The following is a 25,183-nucleotide window of genomic DNA, read 5'->3' on the forward strand; positions in this document are numbered from 1 at the left end:
CCGTCGGTGAGAGCGGAAGCCGTCGACACCCGCCCTGCTTTCCAGAGTGACCTCGTCCGTGCGGTACGTGTGCCTGAGAGATTCCGGGGAGGATTTGCTCCTTCGGCGCCTCCGGTGGTGCCTGGAGGACTCTCCCGCACGGGGTCAGCGGCCGTTGCCAGCGTACCAGCGAGGTCACGACCCCGGCCTTCGAGTGGCCGTTCCGCCGATTGTGCCTTTTTGTAGTGCTATCGGATGAGTTTGCTACGAGTGGAGGGCCCGTGCAGACCGACATCGACCCGCGTCACCTCATCGGCCGCAAGGCGTACGACCGCAACGGCACCCGTATCGGCACGATCGACGAGGTCTACCTCGACGACGCCACCGGCGTGCCGGAGTGGGCGGCGATACGCACCGGCCTGTTCAGCCGGGACGCCTTCGTCCCCCTGGAACCCAGCGAGCTGATCGACGGGACCCTGCACGTGCCGTTCGAACGGTCCCTCATCAAGGACGCGCCGGACTTCGGCGTCGGCCGCCATCTCTCCCCGGAGCAGGAGCTCCAGCTGTACCACCACTACGGCCTGGACGTCGCCTCCCCTCCCCCGCTCCCGGACAGGGACTTCGGCAAGCTGGCGGGCCAGGAGGAGCACACCTGACACCACCGGGGCGACGGTCTCTCGAGCCCTTCCGCCCCACCGGCCTGACGGCCCGCCCTGGCCAGGACACCCGACGCACGAGCCAAGGACCGGCCACGCCCCGCGCCCACGGGCGGCCGCGCGGCCGGGTCGGCCCACAAGCCCGCCCCTGACAGCCCGCCGACGGGGGGCACACCCCGCGGCGAGCCGTCAGCCCCGGACCGAGCCGGTTCCCTCCGCCACGGGCACACCGCCACGGCGCCCGCGGCATCCCGCCGGTGCGACTCACGTGGCCCACCCGCGCCGTCGAAGCGGCAACGCTCACGCTTCCAGCGGCCGAGGCCGCTGTGCCTCCGGTGGTCCCATCGGCGCCGGCAGGTCCGGTGGCGACTCCACCAGTGGCAGCGGCTCCGCTGCCTCCAGCGCCGGGTCGTCCACGCGGAACGTCTTCACGCGGCCCGGTGCCGAGCCGGGGGTCTCGAAGCGGACCGTCACGCGGCCCAGGCCGCTGCCCTGCACCCACCCGTGCCCGTACTCGGCGTGCCGGACGTCACGGCCGGCGGGCCAGCGCCGTTCCACCGGGGCCTCGGGGCGCGGCTCGGGCGCGGGCTCGGACTCCTCGCCCTCGGCGACGTCCTCCGCCGCTCCGCCCGCCGCCTGGGCGAACAGGTCCTCCTGCGTGTAGTCGGCCAGCCCGCTGACGCCGACGCCGAGCAGCCGTACGCCGCCCGTGGTGTCCACCGAGTCCAGCAGCCGCGCCGCCGCCTCGCGGACGACGGCCGGGTCGTCGGTGGGGCCGCGCAGGGTCTCGGAGCGGGTCAGCGTGGAGAAGTCGTACCGCCGTACCTTCAGCACGATGGTGCGTCCGGACAGCCCCGCACCGCGCAGCCGCCGCACGCAGCGGTCGGCGAGCCGCTGCACCTCCAGGCCGACCCGCACCCGGTCATGGATGTCCACGTCGTACGTGTCCTCGACGGACACCGACTTGGTCTCACGCTCGGCGACGACGGGCCGGTCGTCGCGGGCCAGCGCCATCGCGTACAAGGCGTGCCCGTGGGCCTTGCCCAGCAGCCGCACCAGCTCGTCCTCGCCGGCCTCGGCGATCTCGCCGACCGTGTGGATGCCGGCCCGCCGCAGATGGTCACCGGTGGCGGGGCCGACGCCCGGGAGGGTCCGCACCGGCATCGGTTCGAGCATCGCCCGCTCGGTGCCGGGCTCGATGACGACGAGCCCGTCCGGCTTCGCCTGCTCGGAGGCGATCTTCGCCAGCATCTTGGACGCGGCCAGCCCTACGGAGCCGGTCAGTCCGGTGACCGCGCGGATGTCCGCGCGCAGCTTCGTGCCGACCAGCCGCGCCGACCGCTCGTCCCACGCCGTGCCCCCGGCCTCGAGGTCGACGAACGCCTCGTCGAGGCTGAGCGGCTCCACCAGGGGCGACAGGGCACGCAGCAGCGCCATCACCTGGTCGCTGATGGAGCGGTACAGCGCGAACCGGGGCACCAGATACGCGGCGTTCGGCGCGAGCCGCCGCGCCTGCGACATCGGCATCGCGGAGTGCACACCCAGCACCCGCGCCTCGTAGGAGGCGGTGGCGACCACACCACGGGGCCCGAGTCCGCCCACGATCACGGCCTTGCCGCGCAGGCTCGGCTTGGACGCCTGCTCCACCGAGGCGTAGAAGGCATCCATGTCGAGATGCAGGATCGTGGGAGCGGATCTCACATCTCCGATGCTGCCCTACGCCACTGACAACGCCCTCGTCGGGCCGGGGCCCGCGCGCCGCGGACTCAGACCGCGCGGTTCCTGCGCCGGGCCAGCTCGTCCATCGGGTTGTGGCCGATCAGGGTCTCCCCCGTGTCGACCCGCTCGCCGTGCAGCTGCGACAGGGCGTTCTCGACGTCCCGCCACACCACGCCCACGGCGATGCCGAAGACACCCTGGCCGCCCTGGAGCAGGGCGTGGACCTCGTCGGGCGAGGTGCACTCGTAGACCGTGGCGCCGTCGCTCATCAGCGTCATGCGCTCCAGGTCGCTGAAGCCGCGCTCGCGCAGGTGCTGGACGGCGGTGCGGATGTTCTGCAGGGACACGCCCGTGTCCAGGAACCGCTTCACGATCTTCAGCACGACGACGTCGCGGAAGCTGTACAGGCGCTGCGTCCCCGACCCGTGGGCGGGACGCACGCTCGGCTCGACCAGCCCCGTACGCGCCCAGTAGTCGAGCTGGCGGTACGTGATGCCGGCCGCTGCGCAGGCCGTCGGCCCCCGGTAGCCGATCTCCTCGGACACCATGGCCATCGCCCCTCCACCGCTCGGCACAGCCGCCGGCCGCTGCGGAGCGGGATCGATCGCACCGCCACGCGCGGAATGACCCCCGCCCGGGCGGAGCGGAGAGCTCTGGGGAGGATACGGCCCGCCCGCCCCGAAAACGCGTCCGGGGGCACCCCCAGCCGTACCGTCGCCGCTGCTTCTCACACGCCGACCTCCGTCCTTGACCTGCCTCCTCGACGGTAGGCAGTCACCAAGGGTGCGTCAACGATCGCCACACTCGGCACGCCGAGTGATAATCACCCTAAGAGTGGTTTCCCGTGCCCCGTCGCGGGGAAAGGCTAGCCGAATGTCCTCGGCACGGCCCGCGGCCGACGCCGGGGCCCCGGGAAACGGCTCACTGGTTGCTGGTCCCGAAGTCCTCGGGCGAGATCTGGTCGAGGAACTCGCGGAACTTCTCCACCTCGTCCTCCTGCTCGTCAGGGATCGCGATGCCGGCGTCGTCCAGCACCGTGTCGCTTCCGTAGATCGGGGTTCCCGTACGCAGGGCGAGTGCTATGGCGTCGGAGGGACGGGCGCTCACCTCGACACCGCTGGCGAAGACCAGCTCGGCGTAGAACACGCCTTCCCGCAGGTCGGTGATGCGCACTTCCGTGAGCTCCTGTCCCACGGCCTCCAGCACGTCCTTGAACAGGTCGTGGGTCAGCGGCCGTGCGGGCGCCATGCCCTGCTGGGCGAAGGCGATGGCCGTCGCCTCCCCGGGGCCGATCCAGATGGGGAGGTAGCGGTCGCCGCCCACTTCACGCAACAGCACGATCGGTTGGTTGGAGGGCATCTCGACCCGGACACCTACGACATCGAGCTCGTTCACACAGCAACCCTAGGCCGTGCCCGGGACGTTTGGGTAGTCGGGCCGGGATCGGGTGGCCGATCCGGCCGTGCTGTGCTGTTTCCCGAAGGTCCCAGGGCCTCAGGACTGCCGCACGCCGAGCGCCGAGCGCACCAGCGCCGCGTGCAGCTTCATGGTGAGGCCGGCCAGTTCCCTGGTGCGGTCCTCGGCGTGCGCCCTGGTCTGCGGGTTGCGGTGGCGCCGCAGCGGCGCGACGACCTGCTCGACCAGCCCGGCCTCCCGCTCGGCGGCCGCCTTCATGGCGCGCAGATGGCGGGGCTCGATCCCGTACCGCCCCAGTTCCGTCAGCAGCCCGGCGACGGTGACCGCCTCCGCGTCGTACACCCCGTCCCCCACCGGGGCGAGCAGTCCGTACGACTCCCACTCGGCGAGGAGCTGCTCGTCGACCCCCGCGGCGGCGAGCAGCTGGCAGCGTCCGATGCGGGCGGCGGTGGGTGTCTCCGGGGCGCTCCCGTCGGCGGGGTCCTCGCCGTCACCCGGACGGCTCAGCACCGGCAGGGGCGGTGCCTCGCCGCGCTCCATGGCCGCCAGGTGCTCCCGGATCACCTTGAGCGGCAGGTAGTGGTCGCGCTGCATGCGCAGCACATGGCCGAGACGCTCGACGTCCTCGGCGCTGAACTTCCGGTACCCCGAGGGGGTGCGGCGCGGCTCGACGAGCCCTTCCGACTCCAGGAAGCGGATCTTGGAGATGGTGACCTCGGGGAACTCCTCGCGCAGCACGTTCAGCACCGCGCCGATGCTCAGCAGTCCGGTGTCCGTGACGGCGGCGCCGTGGCCGGCGCCGCCGCTCGGTGTCTGCACCATCGACCCTTCCTGGAGTCCCCCGGACCGCGGCCGGGGGCGGTCAGTAGTTCTGCTGGCTCGCGTAGAAGACCAGCCGGTACTTGCCGATCTGCACCTCGTCGCCGTTGGACAGGGCGACCTGGTCGATCCGCTCGCGGTTGACGTAGGTGCCGTTCAGGCTGCCGACGTCGGCGACCGTGAACGAGCCGTCCGGGCTGCGGCGGAACTCCACATGGCGCCGGGAGACCGTCACGTCGTCGAGGAAGATGTCGCTCTGCGGGTGACGGCCGGCCGTGGTCAGGTCGCCGTCCAGCAGGAAGCGGCTGCCCGAGTTCGGCCCGCGGCGCACGACCAGCAGGGCGGAGCCCACCGGCAGCGCGTCGACGGCGGCCTGCGCCTCCGGGGAGAGCGCGGGCACCTGGTGCTGGCCCGTCGCCTCGGAGTCGTAGGCCTCGATGCCGGAGATGGAGATCGTGGACGTCGTCTCGGAGGGGCGCTCCGGGGTGACGCCCGGCTTCAGGGGGGCACCGCAGTTCGAACAGAAGCGGCTGTTCTCCGCGTTGCGGTTGCCGCACCTCGAACACACCAGGGCCGACATGGACGGATCCTCCTGCCGCGGCTGCCCGCCGGGGGCGTGGGACGCGTACGGACCGGAGTGACCTCCGCCCGCACCTGGGCTCGACGGCTGTCCAGAACCTATGCCGCCCGACTGCGCAGGGTCAACGGAGGCCCCGCCCGTCTCGTCCCGGAACAGCGGACGCTGATCGTCCGCACCGGGCTGTGCGCGGTGACGAGCGGTCGCGCTGTCGCCGTCCTCTCGCCGCGCGCTCTTGCCGAACAACTTCCCAAACAACTTCACGGGCGATTCCCCTTGACCGAAACAGACCCGCCCGTGGGGCAGGACGAACCCTGACTGAACACATTGGCCGACCCGGACATCTTCACAACGTCCGCCTCCGCCAGACAGTTTCCACCACGCACCACCCATTCGGTGCGCCGACCCCCCGCAACCTCATGCCCTGGCCGTTCGGCCCCCATGCACCCCCGGTTCACTGGGAGGACGACCGAGCGTAGTCAGGCCGCTTCGGCGCTCGCAAGGCGTCCACAACGATCTTGTCCGACCGCTCCACGGTAACGGTGGCCTGTTCCTTCTCGAGCGTCTGCACCACGCCTCCGGGGATGTTGAGCGCCGGCTCCAGGTCCTGCGGTTTGCCGATGACCTTGAAACGATACGGGGACTTGATCTTGTTCCCGTCCACGGAGACCCCGCCGTCCGCGTCCGACAGATACGTGCCGGCCACCACCCGCACCCCGTTCACCTGGATCGCCTCCGCGCCGGCGGCGCGCAGCTCCTGGATGGCGTCGAGCAGCATGTCCGACTCGACCGTCCCCTTCGTGTCCTCGATGGTCATCTCGATGCCGGGCCCCTGCGCGGCCACGGTGCCCGCGAGGACGCCGAGTTGCCGTTCCTTCTCGATCGTCTGCCTGCGCGCCTCCTCGGCCTGGTCGGAGCTGTTCTCCAGCTCCTCCCGCTGCTTCTCGAGACCCTGCTTCTCGTCTTCAAGACGCTCGGTCCGGTCGTCGAGTTCATCGAGGATGCGCACAAGATCTTCCTGGCGTGCGCCGCGCAGCGCGCTGTCGGTGTCGCTGGTGGAGGCGACCTGGACGGCGAGACCGAAGCCGAGGCCGAAGAGCAGCAGGGCGACGATGAGTTGGGCGCGGGTCACGCGCGGCGGCCACAGCCCGTTGACGAGCCTCCGCCGTCCGGTCAGCACGGGCTCGCCCGGCTCGCCGGCGGCCGGCGTCCCGGACTCCTGCGGCTTCTGGGGCGTCTGGGGCTGCTGGGACGCGTGAGGCGTGTGGGCCTGAGGTGCGGAGGTCTGGCGGGGCGCCTCGCTCGCGCCGGTCCTGTCGGACGCGTCCTGCGGGGCGGCCGGGGGCACCTCGGCGGGCAGTTCCCGGCGCAGCCCGGCCCGCGGCGCCGCCTCGGGGGCGGACGCGGGCGTGTCGGGGGCGGACCGCGGCGGGGTCACCGCCGGGCGCGTCGTCTCGGGCTGTTCGCGTTCGCTCATCGGCCTCACGCCCGGAACACATGGCGGCGGATCGCCGCGGCGTTGGAGAAGATGCGGATGCCGAGGACGACGACCACACCCGTGGACAGCTGCGCCCCGACGCCCAGCTTGTCGCCGAGGAACACGATCAGCGCGGCCACGACGACATTCGACAGGAACGACACCACGAAGACCTTGTCGTCGAAGATCCCGTCGAGCATGGCCCGCAGACCGCCGAACACGGCGTCCAGCGCGGCGACCACGGCGATCGGCAAATAGGGCTCGACGACCGCCGGCACCTCGGGCCGGACCAACAGGCCGGCCACCACTCCCACAATGAGGCCCAGTACGGCGATCACGATGTGCCCTTCTCGGTTATCGGCTGTGCGGTTCGTACGGTCACGCTCGGTGCGGCGGGCAGCCGGACGTCGTCCTCCACGGACAAGGCCGTCCGGATGCCGTAGCTCTCCTGCAGGACATGCAGATACACCCCGTCGGCGCTGTTCTGGAACCGGTCCCCCAGTTCTTCGCCGTCCCCGACCGCCAGCACCGTGTACGGCGGCACCAGCGGCTTGTTGTCGACCAGTATCGCGTCTCCCGCGGCCCTGATCGCCGACAGGGCGGTCAACCGCCGCCCGTTGATCGAGACGGCTTCCGCGCCGGACTCCCACAGGCCGTTGACGACCCGCTGGAGATCACGGTCCCGGACCCGGCCGGTGTCGGAGAAACCGGACGTGGACCGCGGGTCGCCGTCACCGCCGTCGCCGCTGTTCTCGGCGTCGTTCACCACGAGCCGTACGCCCGGTCCGTGGACGGGGGTGGCGCCGGACAGGATGCCCGTGAGCGTCGACCGGTCGCCGCCGCTGTCCCGCAGCGCCTCCCGCTGCCGGGCGCTCACCTCCGCGCGCAGTTCGTCGACGCTCTTCTCGAGCCGGTCGGCGACCGCGGTCTCCTCGTCGATCCGGTCGATGAGCTCCTCGCGCTCCTTGGCGACGACCGGAGCGGCGACCTGCGCCTGGGCCGCGCCGAGGGTCACGATGCACGCGGCGAGGACGAGTCCCGCGGCGAGGCCGAGCTTCGCCCGCAGGGTCCTCGGCAGATTACCGGTCCCCTGGCGCCGCTTCCGGGCGGCCGCCTCGGCGTAGCCGTCGTCGAGACTGTGGTCCATCACGTTGGTGATCAACGACATGGACGCGTCCGGGCGCGCGGGCCGCGCGGGTGTGCTCCGAACGGGGGGTTGCTGCGGCATGCCGCACATAGTCGCACGCCGGGCCCCCGACCTCCGAACGACCCCGGCGGCGTGCCGGACGGGCCCCTTCCGGGGTCCCGGTCCGGCACGCCGCCGGTTACCGCGTCTACCGCGTGAAGGCCGTCCAGATCACCTGCCGGCGCTGTCCACGACCGCCGACCACTCGTCGAGCAGCGCCTGCGCGGAGGCGTCGTCGGGGCCCTCGGCCCACAGGTGCGTGACCGCCTCGGCCGGGTCGGGCAGCACCATGACCCAGCGCCCGTCGGCCTCCACCACGCGCACACCGTCGGTGGTGTCCACGGAGCGGTCCCCGGCCGCCTCGACGACGCGCCGCATGACCAGGCCCTTGACGGCCCACGGGGTCGCCAGGTCCCGCTTGAGGACGTGCGCCCGCGGGATACGGGCGTCGATCTGGCTCAGCGTCAGCTGGGTGCGCGCCACCAGACCGATCAGCCGGACGAACGCCGCTGTGCCGTCGTAGACGCTGCTGAACTCGGGGACGATGAAGCCGCCGTTGCCGTCGCCTCCGAAGATCGTCCCGTCCTCACCGCCGACGCGGGTGAGGTCGTCGGGCGAGGTGGTCGTCCACTCGACCTGCGTGCCGTGGTAGGCCGCCACCTGCTCGGCGATGCGGGTGGTGGTCACCGGCAGGGCGACACGTCCGCTGCGCCGCTCGGAGGCGACCAGGTCGAGCATGACGAGCAGCGCCCGGTCGTCCTCGACGATCCGCCCCTTCTCGTCGACCAGCGACAGCCGCTCGCCGACGGGGTCGAAGCGCACGCCGAAGGCGGCTCCGGAGGACGCCACGATCTCCCCGAGCCGCACCAGGCCGGCGCGCCGCATGTCGGCCGTCTCGGTGGGCCGGGACTCGTCCAGACCGGGGTTGATGGTCAGCGAGTCGACGCCGAGCTTGCCGAGCAGGCTGGGCAGCACCAGGCCGGCGCTGCCGTTGGAGGCGTCGACGACGACCTTCAGTCCGGACTCGGCGATGCCGGTGGTGTCGACGTTCCGCAGCAGCGACCCGGTGTAGGAGTCGAAGACGCTCGCCGGGAAGTGCAGGTCGCCGATCTCACCGGGGAAGGCGCGCCGGTACTCCTGCCGCGCGAACACCCGGTCCAGCTTGCGCTGGCTGCCCTGCGACAGGTCGGCGCCCTGCCCGTCGAAGAACATGATGTCGACGGAGTCGGGCACGCCCGGCGTGGTGCGGATCATGATGCCGCCGGCGCTGCCCCGCGCGGTCTGCTGCCGTGCCACGGGCAGCGGTACGTTCTCCAGGTCGCGTACGTCGATGGCGCTGGCCTGGAGCGCGGAGATGACCGCGCGCTTCAGGGCCCGGGCGCCTCGCGAGTGGTCGCGGGCCGTGGTGACGGTCGAGCCCTTCTTCAGGGTCGTCGCGTAGGCGCCGGCGAGGCGGACGGCGAGCTCGGGCGTGATCTCGACGTTCAGGATGCCGGAGACGCCACGGGCGCCGAACAGGTGCGCCTGGCCGCGGGACTCCCAGATGACCGAGGTGTTGACGAAGGCGCCGGCCTCGATGGTCTTGAAGGGGTAGACCCGGACGTTGCCCTGAACGATCGATTCTTCACCGATCAGGCACTCGTCGCCGATGACGGCGCCGTCCTCGATCCGCGCGGCGCGCATGATGTCGGTGTTCTTGCCGACAACACAGCCGCGCAGGTTGCTGTGCGGGCCGACGTACACGTTGTCGTGCACCACGGCCTTGTGCAGGAAGGCGCCGCTCTTGACGACGACGTTGGACCCGACGACCGTGTGCTCGCGGATCTCCGCGCCGGCCTCGACCTTGGCGTAGTCGCCGATGTACAGCGGCCCGCGGAGCACGGCGTCGGGGTGCACCTCGGCGCCTTCGGCGACCCAGACGCCGGGCGCCATCTCGAACCCGTCGATGTCGACGTCGACCTTGCCCTCGAGGACGTCGGCCTGGGCCTTGACGTAGCTCTCGTGGGTGCCGACGTCCTCCCAGTAGCCCTCGGCGACATAGCCGTAGATCGGCTTGCCTTCCTTCATCAGCTGCGGGAAGACGTCGCCGGACCAGTCGACGGGGACGTCGGGCTCGACGTAGTCGAAGACCTCGGGCTCCATCACGTAGATGCCGGTGTTCACCGTGTCGGAGAAGACCTGGCCCCAGGTCGGCTTCTCGAGGAAGCGCTCGACCTTGCCCTCCTCGTCGACGATGGTGATGCCGAATTCCAGCGGGTTGGGCACGCGGGTCAGGCAGACCGTGACCAGTGCGCCCTTTTCCTTGTGGAAATTGATCAGCTCGGTGAGGTCGAAATCCGTGAGGGCATCGCCGGAGATGACGAGAAAGGCATCGTCCTTCAATGCCTCCTCGGCGTTCTTGACGCTCCCGGCGGTACCGAGTGGCTTCTCCTCATTGGCATAGGTGAGCTCCATTCCGAGCTCCTCGCCGTCACCGAAGTAGTTCTTGACGAGCGAGGCAAGGAACTGGACAGTCACAACGGTTTCGTTGAGCCCGTGCCTTTTGAGCAGCCGCAGAACGTGCTCCATGATCGGCCGGTTGGCCACCGGCAGGAGCGGCTTGGGCATGCTTGAGGTCATGGGGCGAAGACGGGTGCCTTCGCCCCCGGCCATCACGACGGCCTTCATGTCGGAAGCGTCCTCCTCGAAGAGACGACGGTCTGGCCGACTTCACCCGCCAGGATTGCCACACACTTATTCAGTGGGACATCGCGCGCCACGTTGCGCGTGAAGAAGCGAGTCAATCGGCCATGGCGTCCGCACGGATCAAGCGGCGGACTTGGACCACATAGAGCACTCCTGCCCACCAATAGAGGGTTGTACCCCATCCGGCGAACGCCCAGCCGAAAATTGCAGCGAGTGACGAGATCCAGCCACTACCGTCACTGAGCAGGAGCAACGGGAAGGCATACATCAGGTTGAAGGTCGCGGCCTTCCCCAGGAAGTTCACCTGCGGCGGCGGATAGCCGTGGCGCCGCAGGACGCCCACCATGACCAGGAGGACCAGCTCCCGGGCCAGCAGGACGCAGGTCAGCCAGAGCGGCAGAATCTCCCGCCAGGTGAGTCCGACCAGAGTCGAGAGAATGTACAGCCGGTCGGCCGCGGGATCGAGCAGCCGGCCGAGGCTGCTGATCTGGTTCCACCGGCGGGCGAGCTTGCCGTCCAGGTAGTCGCTGACGCCGCTGAAGGCCAGCACCAGGAGCGCCCAGCCGTCGCTCTTCGGCCCGCCGAACTCCGGCCTCAGGATCAGCCAGAGGAACAGGGGTACGCCGACGAGCCGCGCCATGCTGAGCACGTTCGGGATGGTGAGGACACGGTCTGTCTGGACCCGTGTCTCCTGGACCTCCACCCGGGATCCTCCTGTGGGAAACGTTTCTACGATGCTCCTTGACCCTACCGCAACGCAAAAAAGCTCCGGCTCTCGGGCGGGGAGCCCAAGAGCCGGAGCTGTAAAAGGAGTTCGGCGGCGTCCTACTCTCCCACAGGGTCCCCCCTGCAGTACCATCGGCGCTGTAAGGCTTAGCTTCCGGGTTCGGAATGTAACCGGGCGTTTCCCCTACGCTATGACCACCGAAACACTATGAAACTCTCAACCGGCACCATGCCGTGACCATGGCATGGGGTTGTTCGTGGTTCAGAACAACACAGTGGACGCGAGCAACTGAGACAGCCTCGGCCTATTAGTACGGTCAACTCCACACGTTACCGTGCTTCCATATCCGGCCTATCAACCCAGTCGTCTACTGGGAGCCTTACCCTCTCTAGGAGGTGGGAGTCCTCATCTCGAAGCAGGCTTCCCGCTTAGATGCTTTCAGCGTTATCCTTCCGAACGTAGCCAACCAGCCATGCCCTTGGCAGAACAACTGGCACACCAGAGGTTCGTCCGTCCCGGTCCTCTCGTACTAGGGACAGACAGCCCTTCTCAAGACTCCTACGCGCACAGCGAGATAGGGACGAACTGTCTCACGACGTTCTAAACCCAGCTCGCGTACCGCTTTAATGGGCGAACAGCCAAACCCTTGGGACCGACTCCAGCCCCAGGATGCGACGAGCCGACATCGAGGTGCCAAACCATCCCGTCGATATGGACTCTTGGGGAAAGATCAGCCTGTTATCCCCGGGGTACCTTTTATCCGTTGAGCGACGCGCTTCCACAAGCACCGCCGGATCACTAGTCCCGACTTTCGTCCCTGCTCGACCCGTCGTCTCACAGTCAAGCTCCCTTGTGCACTTACACTCAACACCTGATTGCCAACCAGGCTGAGGGAACCTTTGGGCGCCTCCGTTACTCTTTAGGAGCAACCGCCCCAGTTAAACTACCCATCAGACACGTCCCTGATCCGATCACGGAACCAGGTTAGACATCAGCACGACCAACTGGTATTTCAACGACGACTCCACCCGAACTGGCGTCCGAGCTTCACAGTCTCCCAGCTATCCTACACAAGCCGAACCGAACACCAATATCAAACTGTAGTAAAGGTCCCGGGTCTTTCCGTCCTGCTGCGCGAAACGAGCATCTTTACTCGTAGTGCAATTTCACCGGCCTATGGTTGAGACAGTCGAGAAGTCGTTACGCCATTCGTGCAGGTCGGAACTTACCCGACAAGGAATTTCGCTACCTTAGGATGGTTATAGTTACCACCGCCGTTTACTGGCGCTTAAGTTCTCAGCTTCGCCCACCCGAAGGTGAGCTAACCGGTCCCCTTAACGTTCCAGCACCGGGCAGGCGTCAGTCCGTATACATCGCCTTACGGCTTCGCACGGACCTGTGTTTTTAGTAAAACAGTCGCTTCTCGCTGGTCTCTGCGCCACCCCAGCTCAGAGCGCAAAGCTCATCACCAGGAATGGCCCCCTTCTCCCGAAGTTACGGGGCATTTTGCCGAGTTCCTTAACCATAGTTCACCCGAACGCCTCGGTATTCTCTACCTGACCACCTGAGTCGGTTTAGGGTACGGGCCGCCATGAAACTCGCTAGAGGCTTTTCTCGACAGCATAGGATCATCCACTTCACCACAATCGGCTCGGCATCAGGTCTCAGACTATGTGTCAGGGCGGATTTGCCTACCTGACGTCCTACACCCTTACCCCGGAACAACCACCGCCCGGGATGGACTACCTTCCTGCGTCACCCCATCACTCACCTACTACCAGCTCGGGTCACCGGCTCCACCACTCCGACCTCGTCCGAAGACTCAGCCGGCGGCTTCACGGGCTTAGCATCACTGGATTCGATGTTTGACGCTTCACAGCGGGTACCGGAATATCAACCGGTTATCCATCGACTACGCCTGTCGCCTCGCCTTAGGTCCCGACTTACCCTGGCAGATCAGCTTGACCCAGGAACCCTTAGTCAATCGCGCACACGTTTCTCACGTGTGAATCGCTACTCATGCCTGCATTCTCACTCGTGAACCGTCCACAACTCGCTTCCGCGCTGCTTCACCGGCACACGACGCTCCCCTACCCCATCCACACAGGCGTTGGCCCTATTGTGTGAATGACACGACTTCGGCGGTACGCTTGAGCCCGCTACATTGTCGGCGCGGAATCACTAGACCAGTGAGCTATTACGCACTCTTTCAAGGGTGGCTGCTTCTAAGCCAACCTCCTGGTTGTCTGTGCGACTCCACACACCTTTCCCACTTAGCGTACGCTTAGGGGCCTTAGTCGAGTGCTCTGGGCTGTTTCCCTCTCGACCATGGAGCTTATCCCCCAACAGTCTCACTGCCGCGCTCTCACTTACCGGCATTCGGAGTTTGGCTAAGGTCAGTAACCCGGTAGGCCCATCGCCTATCCAGTGCTCTACCTCCGGCAAAAAACACGACGCTGCACCTAAATGCATTTCGGGGAGAACCAGCTATCACGGAGTTTGATTGGCCTTTCACCCCTAACCACAGGTCATCCCCCAGGTTTTCAACCCTGGTGGGTTCGGTCCTCCACGAAGTCTTACTCCGCTTCAACCTGCCCATGGCTAGATCACTCCGCTTCGGGTCTTGAGCGTGCTACTGAATCGCCCTGTTCGGACTCGCTTTCGCTACGGCTTCCCCACCCGGGTTAACCTCGCAACACACCGCAAACTCGCAGGCTCATTCTTCAAAAGGCACGCAGTCACGACGCAAGACAAGTCTTGCGCGACGCTCCCACGGCTTGTAGGCACACGGTTTCAGGTACTATTTCACTCCGCTCCCGCGGTACTTTTCACCATTCCCTCACGGTACTATCCGCTATCGGTCACCAGGGAATATTTAGGCTTAGCGGGTGGTCCGCCAGATTCACACGGGATTTCTCGGGCCCGTGCTACTGGGTGTCTCTCAAACGAGCCGCTGACGTTTCGACTACGGGGTCTTACCCTCTACGCCGGACCTTTCGCATGTCCTTCGCCTACATCAACGGTTTCTGACTCGTCGCTCATGCGGCAGACCATGAAAGAGAGATCCCACAACCCCGAATGCGCAACCCTGCCGGTCTCACCACGCATACGGTTTGGCCTCATCCGGTTTCGCTCGCCACTACTCCCGGAATCACGGTTGTTTTCTCTTCCTGCGGTACTGAGATGTTTCACTTCCCGCGTTCCCTCCACTTGCCTATGTGTTCAGGCAAGGGTGACAGCCCATGACGACTGCCGGGTTTCCCCATTCGGACACCCCGGATCAAAGCCTGGTTGACGACTCCCCGGGCCTATCGTGGCCTCCCACGTCCTTCATCGGTTCCTGGTGCCAAGCATCCACCGTGCGCCCTTAAAACTTGGCCACAGATGCTCGCGTCCACTGTGCAGTTCTCAAACAACGACCAACCACCCATCACCCCCGAATACGCTCGAGTGCACTGGGGCCGGCACTGAAGGCGACCATGCGACGCGTACCCTCAGACACCCAACAGCGTGCCCGACACACTCCCCCGCTTCCCTCAACGTTCCACGCTCCGAAGAGCAGTACTAGAAGCAGGAAGACGACAAGTGTGCCGAGTAGTCAACGTTCCACCATGAGCAACCAGCATCAGACGTTCGCTGATGAACTGGCCTCTGACCACCGAAGTCGGTTAAGAAGTGCTCCTTAGAAAGGAGGTGATCCAGCCGCACCTTCCGGTACGGCTACCTTGTTACGACTTCGTCCCAATCGCCAGTCCCACCTTCGACAGCTCCCTCCCCACAAGGGGGTTGGGCCACCGGCTTCGGGTGTTACCGACTTTCGTGACGTGACGGGCGGTGTGTACAAGGCCCGGGAACGTATTCACCGCAGCAATGCTGATCTGCGATTACTAGCGACTCCGACTTCATGGGGTCGAGTTGCAGACCCCAATCCGAACTGAGACCGGCTTTTTGAGATTCGCTCCACCTCGCGGTATCGCAGCTCATTGTACCGGCCATTGTAGCACGTGTGCAGCCCAAGACATAAGGGGCATGATGACTTGACGTCGTCCCCACCTTCCTCCGAGTTGACCCCGGCGGTCTCCCGTGAGTCCCCAGCACCACAAGGGCCTGCTGGCAACACGGGACAAGGGTTGCGCTCGTTGCGGGACTTAACCCAACATCTCACGACACGAGCTGACGACAGCCATGCACCACCTGTACACCGACCACAAGGGGGCGCCCATCTCTGGACGTTTCCGGTGTATGTCAAGCCTTGGTAAGGTTCTTCGCGTTGCGTCGAATTAAGCCACATGCTCCGCCGCTTGTGCGGGCCCCCGTCAATTCCTTTGAGTTTTAGCCTTGCGGCCGTACTCCCCAGGCGGGGCACTTAATGCGTTAGCTGCGGCACGGACGACGTGGAATGTCGCCCACACCTAGTGCCCACCGTTTACGGCGTGGACTACCAGGGTATCTAATCCTGTTCGCTCCCCACGCTTTCGCTCCTCAGCGTCAGTATCGGCCCAGAGATCCGCCTTCGCCACCGGTGTTCCTCCTGATATCTGCGCATTTCACCGCTACACCAGGAATTCCGATCTCCCCTACCGAACTCTAGCCTGCCCGTATCGACTGCAGACCCGGGGTTAAGCCCCGGGCTTTCACAACCGACGCGACAAGCCGCCTACGAGCTCTTTACGCCCAATAATTCCGGACAACGCTCGCGCCCTACGTATTACCGCGGCTGCTGGCACGTAGTTAGCCGGCGCTTCTTCTGCAGGTACCGTCACTTTCGCTTCTTCCCTGCTGAAAGAGGTTTACAACCCGAAGGCCGTCATCCCTCACGCGGCGTCGCTGCATCAGGCTTTCGCCCATTGTGCAATATTCCCCACTGCTGCCTCCCGTAGGAGTCTGGGCCGTGTCTCAGTCCCAGTGTGGCCGGTCGCCCTCTCAGGCCGGCTACCCGTCGTCGCCTTGGTGAGCCATTACCTCACCAACAAGCTGATAGGCCGCGGGCTCATCCTGCACCGCCGGAGCTTTCGATCACCAAGGATGCCCAAGGCGATCAGTATCCGGTATTAGACCCCGTTTCCAGGGCTTGTCCCAGAGTGCAGGGCAGATTGCCCACGTGTTACTCACCCGTTCGCCACTAATCCACCCCGAAGGGCTTTCATCGTTCGACTTGCATGTGTTAAGCACGCCGCCAGCGTTCGTCCTGAGCCAGGATCAAACTCTCCGTGAATGTTTACCCGTAATCGGGTGCACACATCACGAGAGCGGAACATCGGGAGGAATAATCCCGACGTTCACAGCGTCCTCGCTGTGTATTTTTTCAAAGGAACCTCAACCCGATCGAACCGATCAGGTCGGGGTATCAACATATCTGGCGTTGACTTTTGGCACGCTGTTGAGTTCTCAAGGAACGGACGCTTCCTTTGTACTCACCCTCTCGGGCTTTCCTCCGGGCGCTTCCCTTCGGTCTTGCGTTTCCGACTCTATCAGTGTTTTTCCGGCCCTCTGACCACCGTTCCGCAGGCATGCGGAAGGGGATCCAAAGTTAGGATCTGACGAGTTGGATTGCTGCCGGGTCCTGGATGCGTGACTGCATCCCTCAGCCCCAGGCAGGTCTAAGACTGTACACGGGGTCGCAGACCGCGTGCAAATCCATTAGGGTGGGTGGTCTAGACCTCTTGTCTGGACCATGGATCTGGATCTGTCCCCCGGAACCGGTACGTCTCATGACATACCCTGCTGAACAGCACGCCGGAGACAGCCAGTGACGGCGCTCGTACAGATCTCCATCTCCTGGGAGGACTCCCATGACCACCGTGACGTCCCCGCTTGCAGGACGGGCCATCGGACTGGCGTCCGTGCCCGATCCGGTCTTCTCCGGGGCCATGGTCGGCCCGGGCACCGCGATCGACCCCGTGCGGGAGCCTTCCGAGGCCGTCTCCCCCGTCGACGGCGTGATCGTCTCTCTGCACCCGCACGCGTTCGTCGTCGTCGACGAGAGCGGGCACGGCGTGCTCACCCACCTCGGCATCGACACCGTCCAGCTCAACGGCGAGGGCTTCGAGCTGCTCGTCAACAAGGGCGACACCGTCACGCGCGGACAGAGCATCGTGCGCTGGAACCCGGCCGCCGTCGAGGCCGCCGGCAAGTCCCCGGTGTGCCCGGTCGTGGCGCTGGAGGCCACGGCGGACGCCCTCTCCGAGCTCCGTGAAGAGGGCGACGTGAAGGCGGGCGACACGCTCTTCCTCTGGAAGTGACGTGACGTCGTCCCCTGACCGACGGCACAGGGCGACGGCACAGAGACATCGGACGCTGCGGCGCGACCCGCCGCTTTTACCGGAGACGGGTGAGATGGAGACAACGCTGCGAGGCGTCGGCGTGAGCCACGGTGTGGCGATCGGCGAGGTTCGGCACATGGGCACGGCGGTGCTGGAGCCGCCGGCCAAGCAGATCCCGGCGGAGGAGGCGGAGCGCGAGCAGCAGCGCGCCCGTCAGGCCGTGGAGGCGGTCGCGGCCGATCTGACCGCGCGCGGGAACCTCGCCGGCGGCGAGGCCCAGGCGGTGCTCGAGGCGCAGGCCCTGATGGCGCAGGACCCCGAGCTGATGGCCGACGTGGACCGGCGTATCGCCGTCGGCAGTTCCGCCGAGCGCGCGGTCTACGACGCGTTCGCCGCGTACCGCGAACTGCTGGCGAACGCGGGCGAGTACCTGGCGGGCCGCGTCGCCGACCTGGACGACGTGCGCAACCGGATCGTGGCTCGGCTGCTCGGTGTGCCGATGCCGGGTGTGCCGGACAGCGACCAGCCGTACGTGCTGGTGGCGCGGGATCTCGCGCCGGCGGACACCGCGCTGCTGGACCCCACGCTGGTGCTCGGTTTCGTGACCGAGGAGGGCGGGCCGACCAGTCACAGCGCGATCCTGGCGCGTGCCCTGGGTGTACCGGCGGTCGTGGCCCTGCCGGGGGCCGGTGAGATCGCCGAGGGCACCTTGATCGCGGTCGACGGCAGCTCGGGCGAGATCTTCGTGAACCCGACCGAGGAGCGCCGGGCCGCGCTGGAGGCCGCGGCCGCCGAGCGGAAGGCGGCTCTCGCGGCGGCGACCGGCCCGGGTGCGACGGCCGACGGGCACAAGGTGCCGCTGCTGGCGAACATCGGCGGGCCGGCGGACGTCCCGGCGGCGGTCGAGGCCGGCGCCGAGGGCGTCGGCCTGTTCCGTACCGAGTTCCTGTTCCTGGACGACAGCAAGAACGCTCCGTCCGAGGAGAAGCAGGTCGAGGCGTACCGACAGGTGCTGGAGGCGTTCCCCGAGGGGCGTGTCGTGGTGCGCGTGCTGGACGCGGGCGCGGACAAGCCGCTGGAGTTCCTCACGCCGGGCGACGAGCCGAACCCGGCGCTGGGCGTGCGGGGTCTGCGCACCCTGCTGGACCACCCGGAGGTGCTGCGCACCCAGCTGACGGCGCTGGCCAAGGCCGCGGAGGGGCTGCCGGTCCATCTTGAGGTGATGGCCCCGATGGTGGCGGACCGGGCCGACGCGAAGGCGTTCGCGGACGCGTGCCGTGAGGCGGGTCTGCGGGCGAAGTACGGCGCGATGGTGGAAATCCCGTCGGCGGCGCTGCGGGCGCGTTCGGTGTTGCAGGAGGTGGAGTTCCTGTCGCTGGGCACGAACGACCTCGCGCAGTACACGTTCGCCGCGGACCGTCAGGTGGGTGCGGTCTCCCGGCTGCAGGACCCGTGGCAGCCGGCGCTGCTCGACCTGGTGGCGCTGTCCGCGGAGGCGGCGCGGGCCGAGGGCAAGAGCTGCGGTGTGTGCGGTGAGGCCGCGTCGGACCCGCTGCTGGCGTGTGTGCTGACGGGTCTGGGTGTCACCTCGCTCTCGATGGGTGCGGCGTCCATTCCTTATGTGCGTGCGTCGCTGGCGAAGTTCACGCTGGCGCAGTGCGAGCGGGCCGCCGCCGCCGCGCGGGCCGCGGACAGTGCGGAGGAGGCGCGGAACGCGGCGCAGGCGGTGCTGTCGGGCGAGTAGTCCTCACCGGACCTCACCACGCGGTGTCCCGAGGGGCGCTCCACTTCGGTGGGGCGCCCCTCGTGCTGTCCCAGCCTGCTGCCCGGGTCAGTGGTTGTGGTCCGGGCCGGGGTCGGCGTCCGTGAGGTCGGGTGACGCGCAGTAGTCGACGTTGGACTCGGGCGGGATGATCTCGCCGGTCTCGGTGTCGGTGCAGTAGGCGTCGAAGACCTCTCCTGCGGTGAGGGGGATCAGTCCGTGGCTGCGGATGCGCCAGCCGTGGATACGGTCGGGTTCGCCGGGGGTGCTGGTGCGCATCACCAGGCCGCCGGGGCCCGCGGTGGCGAGGCCGACGGCCAGGACGGTGGTGAACTCCAGGGCCTCGGTCTCGTCGATGCGGACGCCGTCGTCGGTGTCGTCGGCGTGCAGCACGGCGACCAGGGATTCGGGTGGTCCGGAGACGCTGCAGACGAGATGGCGGTCGCCCGGTGGCGCGCTGTCGAGGATGCGGGAGACGAGGCGGGAGGCGCGGGCGAAGGCCGCGTGCCCGAGGTCCTCGCCGCAGGAGGCGCAGGGGCCGAGGCGGGCGAGGAGCATCGTGGCGTACTCCCAGGTGGCGCGGCGGACGGCCTCGTCGACGAGGGTGGTCATGAGGTCGGACAGGGGTCGGCCGTCGTAGGGGACGGCGGGTCCGGTGGCGGCGCGCTCGGCGGTGAAGCGGGTGCGGCTGAGGTGGCTGTCGGGGTCGAGGCCGTGCTGTGCGCACCAGTCGGCGTACTCCTCGGGGTCGAAGAGGGCCACCGTGGTGTGGCTGCCCTGGAGGGCGCGGGTGCGCAGCACGGCTTCGACGTGTTTCAGGTAGGTGGCGTGGTCGTCGAAGACGAAGCTGTCGTAGCGCCGCATGGCACGGAAGTCGTGTTCGTCGGTGAGCACGCCGATGGTGCCCACGATCTCGCGGCGCAGGACGCGTCGCAGGGTCCGGTGGTCGGTGTACGCCATGTCTCCCCCTCTGCACGGTCGATCAATGCTCACTCACCGTAATCGGCGGCACTGACAACGGGTGCGGAGGAGGAGACGGGGCGCGACAGGTCAGGGGCGGGTGCGGGCCAGCTCCTGGTAGTGGGCGAGCAGGTCGAGGTCGTCGATGGAGCCGGGGTTGACGGCCTTCTCCAGGGGCGTGCCCTGGAGGAGCCGCTTGACGGGGACCTCGATGCGCTTGCCGGTGAGGGTGTGCGGGATGCCGGGCACCTCGATGATCTCGTCGGGGACGTGCCGGGGCGAGAGCTGGGTGCGGATGGTCTTCCTGATGCGGTCGGTCAGGTCGTCGTCGAGGGTGGCGCCGGGCGCCAGGTGGACGAAGAGCGGCATCCAGTAGCCGCCGTCGGGCTGTTCGATGCCAACGACCAGGGACTCCTTGATCTCGGGGAGGCGTTCGACGGCCTCGTAGATGTCGGCGGAGCCCATGCGGACGCCCTGGCGGTTCAGGGTGGAGTCCGAGCGGCCGTGGATGACGACGGAGCCGCGCGAGGTGAGGGTGATCCAGTCGCCGTGGCGCCAGACGCCGGGGTAGGTGTCGAAGTAGCTGTCGTGGTAGCGGCTGCCGTCGGGGTCGTTCCAGAAGCGGATCGGCATGGACGGCATGGGGTTGGTGACGACGAGTTCGCCGACCTCGTCGGTGAGGGGCTTGCCGCTGGGGTCCCAGGACTGCAGATCGGTGCCGAGGCAGGGGGCCTGGAGTTCGCCGACGTGGACGGGGAGGGTGGGGACGGCTCCGGCGAAGCAGGAACAGACGTCGGTGCCGCCGCTGACGGAGGCGATCCACAGGTCGGCCCCGCTCTCGGCGAACTCGTCGTGCAGCCAGCGGAAGCCGTCGGGCGGCAGCGGGGAGCCGGTGGTGGCCACGCACTTCACGGCGGACAGGTCGAAGTCGCGCGAGGGGTGGACGTCTGCCTTGCGGCAGGCCATGACGTACGCGGCGGAGGTGCCGTAGAGGGTGGCGCCGGTGCGTTCGGCGATGCGCCACTGGGCGCCGGTGTCGGGGTAGCCGGGGCTGCCGTCGTAGAGGACGACGGTGGTGCCCGTGAGGAGGCCGGAGACGAGGAAGTTCCACATCATCCAGCCGGTGGAGGTGTACCAGAAGAAGCGGTCCTCGGGGCCCAGGTCGCAGTGCAGGCCGAGCTGCTTGAGGTGCTCGACGAGGATGCCGCCCTGGGACTGGACGATGGCCTTGGGCAGTCCGGTGGTGCCGGAGGAGTAGAGCACCCACAGGGGGTGGTCGAAGGGCACCTGCTCGAAGACCGGTTCGGTGTCGGCGGTGGTGAGGGCGGACCACTCCAGGGCGCCGTCGGGGGCGTCGGTGCCGAGCAGCGGGATGTGCACGACGGCGCGCAGGGTGGGCAGTTCGCGGCGGAGTTCGGCGACGATCTCGCGGCGGTCGTGTTCCTTGCCGCCGTAGCGGTAGCCGTCGACGGTGAACAGGACGACGGGTTCGACCTGCTGGAAGCGGTCGAGGACGCTGCGGGCGCCGAAGTCGGGGGCGCAGGAGGTCCAGACGCCGCCGACGGCGGCGGTGGCGAGGAGGGCGACGACGGCCTCGGGGATGTTCGGCAGGTAGCCGCTGACCCGGTCGCCGGGGCGTACGCCGAGGGCGCGCAGTTCGGCGGCGAGGGAGCCGACCTGGCGGCGCAGGTCGGCCCAGGTGACGGGCCGGGGGTCGTGGGTCTCGTCGACGTGGAGCAGGGCCGGCTCGTCCGCGCGGGAGGCGGCGGCGCGCAGGGCGTGCTCGGCGTAGTTGAGGGTCGCCCCTGGGAACCACCGGGCGCCGGGCATGGAGCGGTCGCCGAGGACGCGCTCGTACGGCGTGGTGAAGCGGACGTCGAACCACTCGGTGACCGCTTTCCAGAAGGCCTCCAGCTCCTCGACGGACCAGCAGTGCAGTGCCGGGTATCCGCCGTCGGCGGGGGCTCCGTGGTGCTCCGCCGCCCAGGCCTGGAATGTGGTCACCTGTGCCTGAGCGATGCGTTCCGGATCGGGCTGCCAGAGCGGCTGGGGGTTCACGGTCGACATGGGGCGGCTCCCGGACTGTGCGCGTCGTGTGCGTCCTCCGCGCACGGGCTGGGGTGTGCGCGTGACGCGGCTGACAGGGACGATGCCACGTGATCGACTTCCGCACCAGGGTGCCCCCCACATAGTCCCCGCCGTGAGGATGTGGTCCGATCACGGGTGAACAGGAGTTGAACGCCACGCTTGCGGGGCGCGGTCGATGGCAGGGTGAGCAACATGAACGGTCGTGACCTGGTGCGTTCGTGGTGGCCGGTCGGTGGGGCGGGAGCGGCACGGGGGTTGCGTACCGTACGAGCAGCGTGGCGCAGGCGGGGTGCGGACGCCACCGGGCCGGGGCCCGTGCGGGCGAGGGTGCCGGGGACCGTGCGGGAGGTGGAGCCCGGGCCCGGCGGCGGTGTGATCAGGTTCGCCCGCTCGGAGCTGCGGATCCTCGTCGCGGTGAACGGCGCGGTGTTCTGGGGGTGGGACGGGGCCGGCCCTGAGCCGTCGTACGCGCTGGCCGGGGCGTGTCCCGAGCCGGATCCGCGGGCCGGGCTGGAGCCGGACACGGACGGCGGCTGGCGTGTGGTGGCCGAGCGGGTGACGGTCGCGGTGTCGCGGCACGGCGCGCTGGAGGTGCTGACGCCCGGGGGTGTGATGCTGCGGCGGGATCTGCCGCCGCGGTGGTGGGAGGCGGCGGACGGGGGTCCGGCGCGGTGGATGCTGCGGTCGGAGGTTCCGGCGGACGCCCGCTTCTTCGGTCCGGACGGCGGGACGGCTGCGCCCCGGCCGCGGCAGGGCAAGGGCGTGAGCGCGGCGCCGGTGACCGTGCCCGTGCAGCTGGTGGTGGCCGACGCGGCCACGCATCTGCTGTTCGTCGACAACTCGTGGGACGGCACGGTGACCGTGCGGGAGGGCGTGGAGGGCGCCGGTTCCGGACACGACCGGGTGGGCACGAGCGAGCTGCGCATGGAGGGCGGTCCGGTGCGCGGCTGGGTGATGGTGGGCACGCCGGCACGGGTCCTGCTGACGTGGGCGTCGCTGACCGGCGCTCCGGCGCAGCCGCCCGCGTGGGCGTTCGGCCACCACCATGTGCGCGACGGCGCCGGAGGCGAGGACGAGGTGCGGCGGGTGGTCGCCGGTCACCGGGAGCGGTGGCTGCCGCTGGACGCGGTGCATCTGGGGGACGGTCACCTGGACGGCGGCCGGGCGTTCACGGTCGACGAGGACCGTTTCCCGAAGCTGCCGGTGCTGGCGGACGAGCTGCGGCGGGAGGGGGTCCGGCTGGTGTCGGCCGTGCGTACGGACGGGCGGCCCGGCGAGGCGACCCGCCCGGATCTCACCGACGCGCGCGTGCGGTACGCGGGGCAGGCGGCGAAGGGCTTCGCGGGGGTGTGGCACAGGGGCGACGCCTCCGTCCCCGGCGAGCGCGTGGACGCTCTGTGCCTGGCCCAGGCCGCCTACGAAGGGTTGCGGGACGAGGTACCCGCGGACGGGCGGCCGTTGGTGCTGTCGCCGTCCGGGTGGGCGGGGCTGCAGCGGTACGGCGGGGTGTCGCTGGGTGACGGCGTCGAAGGGTGGCCGGGGCTGCGGGCGTCACTGGCGCGGGTAACGGGGCTCGGGCTGTGCGGTGTGCCCTTCTCCGGACCGGACGTCGTGGGCGATACCAGGGATGCGTCGTCCGAACTGTACGTACGTGGGCTCCAGATGGCCGCGTACTTGCCCTTGCTGCGCACGGGCGGCGGGCCGTGGGAGTACGGCGCGGTGGTGCTGGGGCACGCGCGCGTGGCGCTGTGTGAACGGCGGCGGCTGCTGCCGTACTTCGTGACGCTGGCGTATCTCGCGCGGCGGACCGGGGCGCCGATGGTGCGGCCGTTGTGGTGGCCGGCGCCGGAGGAGCGTGAGGTGCGGGACTGCGAGGACGCGTTCCTGCTGGGGGACGCCTTGCTGGTGGCGCCGGTTCTGGAGCGGGGCGCGGTACGGCGGGAGGTGCGGCTGCCGCGCGGGCGGTGGTACGACACGGCGACGGGGCGGGCGTACGAGGGGCCGGCGAAGGTGCTGGTGGAGGCGCCGCTCGAGCGCATACCCGTGTTCGCGCGGGCGGGTGCGGTGGTGCCGGTGCGCGGGGAGGACGGCGGGACCGAGCTGGAGGTGTGGGCGCCCGCCCCGGGCCGGAGCGGGGGCGGGCTGGTGGTGCCGGACGACGGGGGCGGCGGGGAGGGGCCGGAGGTCGAGCGGTACTCGGTGGCCCGCTCGGGCCCGCGGGTCGTCGTACGGCGGGAGACGGAGGACGGCGCTCAGGAGCCGTCCCGGCCGGTACGGGTCCGCGGGCTCGACGGGACGGGCGGTCAGATGTAGCGGCCCTCGAAGAAGGCGCGCACCGCCACGGTGTGCAGGGGGAAGGCGAGTTCCTCGGGGCGGCGCAGCAGGCGCGTGCCCTCGGTCTCGTCGGTGGGAGCGGAGGGGGGCAGGTCGGCCGCCGGGCGTTCGGGGAGCAGGCCGAACAGCAGCAGGTGGCCGTCGGGGGCGCTCATGGCGTCGACGAGGCGGACGTCGCGGCTCTCGGCGTCGAGGCCGGTCTCCTCCTTGAGTTCGCGGACGACGGCCTGGCGCCAGTCCTCGCCGTGGTCGATGTAGCCGCCGGGCAGGGCGGTGCCGCCCTTGGCGGGCGGGATCGCCCGGGTGACGACGACCAGGGCGGTGCCCTGGGTGTCGTACACGGGCTGGAGGGCCACGGCGACGGGGAGCGGGTTGCGGTAGGCGACGGCGCCGCAGGCGGGGCAGGTGCGCGGCCAGCCGGAGACGCCCTCTCCGTAGGGCGCGCCGCAGGTCGAACAGTGGCTGCCCGCCGCGGAGTTGGGAACGTGATTATCGGACACGCGCGGGACTGTATCCGATGACGGAAGGGGCGTCT

The 25,183-nt window shown here is 68.6% G+C and carries 17 protein-coding genes, 3 rRNA genes and 1 riboswitch; of the genes, 4 read left to right on the forward strand and 16 right to left on the reverse strand.

What is annotated here, in order from left to right; genetic code table 11:
* Nucleotides 1-51: 51 nt before the first annotated feature.
* Nucleotides 52-147, reverse strand: a riboswitch (glycine riboswitch).
* A gap of 113 nt (nt 148-260) precedes the next feature.
* Nucleotides 261-635: a PRC-barrel domain-containing protein gene (locus AY578_RS04685; RefSeq protein ID WP_019526124.1), complete on the forward strand. Its 375-nt coding sequence runs from the start codon at nt 261-263 to the stop codon at nt 633-635.
* A 300-nt stretch (nt 636-935) separates the two neighbouring features.
* Here AY578_RS04685 and AY578_RS04690 read toward each other — a convergent pair whose 3' ends face one another.
* The 13 genes from AY578_RS04690 to AY578_RS04750 form a co-directional block, all read right to left on the reverse strand.
* The gene (locus AY578_RS04690) at nt 936-2,336 is read right to left on the reverse strand and encodes a DNA polymerase IV (RefSeq protein ID WP_258902094.1); all 1,401 of its coding nucleotides are present in this window, start codon (nt 2,334-2,336) and stop codon (nt 936-938) included.
* A 65-nt stretch (nt 2,337-2,401) separates the two neighbouring features.
* Nucleotides 2,402-3,085 (reverse strand): MerR family transcriptional regulator, encoded by a 684-nt coding sequence (locus AY578_RS04695; RefSeq protein ID WP_078504632.1) that lies wholly within the window; start codon nt 3,083-3,085, stop codon nt 2,402-2,404.
* A 190-nt stretch (nt 3,086-3,275) separates the two neighbouring features.
* The gene (locus AY578_RS04700; RefSeq protein WP_004934251.1) at nt 3,276-3,749 is read right to left on the reverse strand and encodes a bifunctional nuclease family protein; all 474 of its coding nucleotides are present in this window, start codon (nt 3,747-3,749) and stop codon (nt 3,276-3,278) included.
* A 99-nt stretch (nt 3,750-3,848) separates the two neighbouring features.
* The gene (ftsR, locus tag AY578_RS04705) at nt 3,849-4,592 is read right to left on the reverse strand and encodes a transcriptional regulator FtsR (RefSeq protein ID WP_258902096.1); all 744 of its coding nucleotides are present in this window, start codon (nt 4,590-4,592) and stop codon (nt 3,849-3,851) included.
* A 40-nt stretch (nt 4,593-4,632) separates the two neighbouring features.
* Nucleotides 4,633-5,559 (reverse strand): FHA domain-containing protein, encoded by a 927-nt coding sequence (locus tag AY578_RS04710; protein ID WP_258902097.1) that lies wholly within the window; start codon nt 5,557-5,559, stop codon nt 4,633-4,635.
* A 61-nt stretch (nt 5,560-5,620) separates the two neighbouring features.
* On the reverse strand, nt 5,621-6,643 hold the full coding sequence (locus tag AY578_RS04715; protein ID WP_019526130.1) for a DUF881 domain-containing protein: 1,023 nt from the start codon (nt 6,641-6,643) through the stop codon (nt 5,621-5,623).
* A gap of 5 nt (nt 6,644-6,648) precedes the next feature.
* Complete coding sequence (locus AY578_RS04720) at nt 6,649-6,981, reverse strand: small basic family protein (protein WP_006134295.1); 333 nt, start codon at nt 6,979-6,981, stop codon at nt 6,649-6,651.
* Nucleotides 6,978-7,811: a DUF881 domain-containing protein gene (locus AY578_RS04725; protein ID WP_258902101.1), complete on the reverse strand. Its 834-nt coding sequence runs from the start codon at nt 7,809-7,811 to the stop codon at nt 6,978-6,980. The genes AY578_RS04720 and AY578_RS04725 overlap by 4 nt, the downstream gene beginning before the upstream one ends.
* A gap of 189 nt (nt 7,812-8,000) precedes the next feature.
* Nucleotides 8,001-10,496: a mannose-1-phosphate guanyltransferase gene (locus tag AY578_RS04730; RefSeq protein ID WP_019526132.1), complete on the reverse strand. Its 2,496-nt coding sequence runs from the start codon at nt 10,494-10,496 to the stop codon at nt 8,001-8,003.
* Between the two features lie 112 nt (nt 10,497-10,608).
* A complete protein-coding gene (clsA, locus tag AY578_RS04735) occupies nt 10,609-11,217 on the reverse strand; it encodes a cardiolipin synthase ClsA (protein ID WP_019526133.1) in 609 nt (202 codons plus the stop codon).
* A gap of 109 nt (nt 11,218-11,326) precedes the next feature.
* Nucleotides 11,327-11,443: ribosomal RNA gene (gene rrf, locus AY578_RS04740) — 5S ribosomal RNA — on the reverse strand.
* Nucleotides 11,444-11,530: 87 nt separating this feature from the next.
* Nucleotides 11,531-14,622 (reverse strand): 23S ribosomal RNA (locus AY578_RS04745).
* Nucleotides 14,623-14,927: 305 nt separating this feature from the next.
* Nucleotides 14,928-16,456: ribosomal RNA gene (locus tag AY578_RS04750) — 16S ribosomal RNA — on the reverse strand.
* Together the 16S, 23S and 5S rRNA genes form the textbook arrangement of a ribosomal RNA operon.
* 577 nt (nt 16,457-17,033) lie before the next feature.
* Between AY578_RS04750 and AY578_RS04755 the strand changes: the two genes are divergently transcribed.
* Both AY578_RS04755 and ptsP read left to right on the forward strand, forming a co-directional pair.
* Nucleotides 17,034-17,483 (forward strand): PTS sugar transporter subunit IIA, encoded by a 450-nt coding sequence (locus tag AY578_RS04755; protein ID WP_019526440.1) that lies wholly within the window; start codon nt 17,034-17,036, stop codon nt 17,481-17,483.
* Nucleotides 17,484-17,577: 94 nt separating this feature from the next.
* The gene (gene ptsP / locus AY578_RS04760) at nt 17,578-19,248 is read left to right on the forward strand and encodes a phosphoenolpyruvate--protein phosphotransferase (protein ID WP_019526441.1); all 1,671 of its coding nucleotides are present in this window, start codon (nt 17,578-17,580) and stop codon (nt 19,246-19,248) included.
* Between the two features lie 87 nt (nt 19,249-19,335).
* Here the strand turns inward: ptsP and AY578_RS04765 are convergent, their stop codons facing one another.
* Complete coding sequence (locus AY578_RS04765) at nt 19,336-20,226, reverse strand: DUF8829 domain-containing protein (protein WP_258902102.1); 891 nt, start codon at nt 20,224-20,226, stop codon at nt 19,336-19,338.
* A gap of 90 nt (nt 20,227-20,316) precedes the next feature.
* Complete coding sequence (locus tag AY578_RS04770) at nt 20,317-22,293, reverse strand: acetoacetate--CoA ligase (RefSeq protein WP_258902103.1); 1,977 nt, start codon at nt 22,291-22,293, stop codon at nt 20,317-20,319.
* 213 nt (nt 22,294-22,506) lie between these two features.
* Here AY578_RS04770 and AY578_RS04775 point away from each other — a divergent pair, with 213 nt between their 5' ends.
* Complete coding sequence (locus AY578_RS04775; protein WP_258902104.1) at nt 22,507-24,627, forward strand: glycoside hydrolase family 31 protein; 2,121 nt, start codon at nt 22,507-22,509, stop codon at nt 24,625-24,627.
* Here the strand turns inward: AY578_RS04775 and AY578_RS04780 are convergent.
* A complete protein-coding gene (locus AY578_RS04780) occupies nt 24,618-25,148 on the reverse strand; it encodes an NUDIX domain-containing protein (RefSeq protein ID WP_258902105.1) in 531 nt (176 codons plus the stop codon). The two genes, AY578_RS04775 and AY578_RS04780, sit on opposite strands and share 10 nt — an antisense overlap.
* Between the last annotated feature and the right edge of the window lie 35 nt (nt 25,149-25,183).

This window comes from Streptomyces thermocarboxydus (genome assembly GCF_024760485.1).
GTDB lineage: Bacteria > Actinomycetota > Actinomycetes > Streptomycetales > Streptomycetaceae > Streptomyces > Streptomyces cellulosae.